At 51.3% G+C, this 604-nt stretch carries 1 rRNA gene; it reads left to right on the forward strand.

The features are described 5' to 3' along the window. Positions 1 to 604, forward strand: a 23S ribosomal RNA gene (locus SB773_RS29935); the annotation flags it as partial.

The raw sequence follows: 604 nt of genomic DNA on the forward strand, positions 1-604 counted from the left end.
CGAATTCAGTCAAACTCCGAATGCCAAATACTTATTCTTGGGAGTCAGACTGCGAGTGATAAGATCCTTAGTCGAAAGGGAAACAGCCCAGACCACCAGCTAAGGTCCCAAAGTATACGTTAAGTGGAAAAGGATGTGGAGTTGCTTAGACAACCAGGATGTTGGCTCAGAAGCAGCCACCATTTAAAGAGTGCGTAATAGCTCACTGGTCGAGTGACTCCGCGCCGAAAATGTACCGGGGCTAAACGTATCACCGAAGCTGTGGATTGACACCATTTTGGTGTCGATGGTAGGAGAGCGTTCTAAGGGCGTTGAAGTCAGACCGGAAGGACTGGTGGAGCGCTTAGAAGTGAGAATGCCGGTATGAGTAGCGAAAGAAGGGTGAGAATCCCTTCCACCGAATGCCTAAGGTTTCCTGAGGAAGGCTCGTCCGCTCAGGGTTAGTCGGGACCTAAGCCGAGGCCGAAAGGCGTAGGCGATGGACAACAGGTTGATATTCCTGTACCACCTATACATCGTTTGAACGATGGGGGGACGCAGAAGGATAGGGTAAGCGCGCTGTTGGATATGCGCGTCCAAGCAGTTAGGCCGGAAACGAGGCAAA

Origin of the sequence: Bacillus sp. SIMBA_074, assembly GCF_046534555.1 — a bacterium.
GTDB classification, from domain to species: domain Bacteria; phylum Bacillota; class Bacilli; order Bacillales; family Bacillaceae_G; genus Bacillus_A; species Bacillus_A mycoides.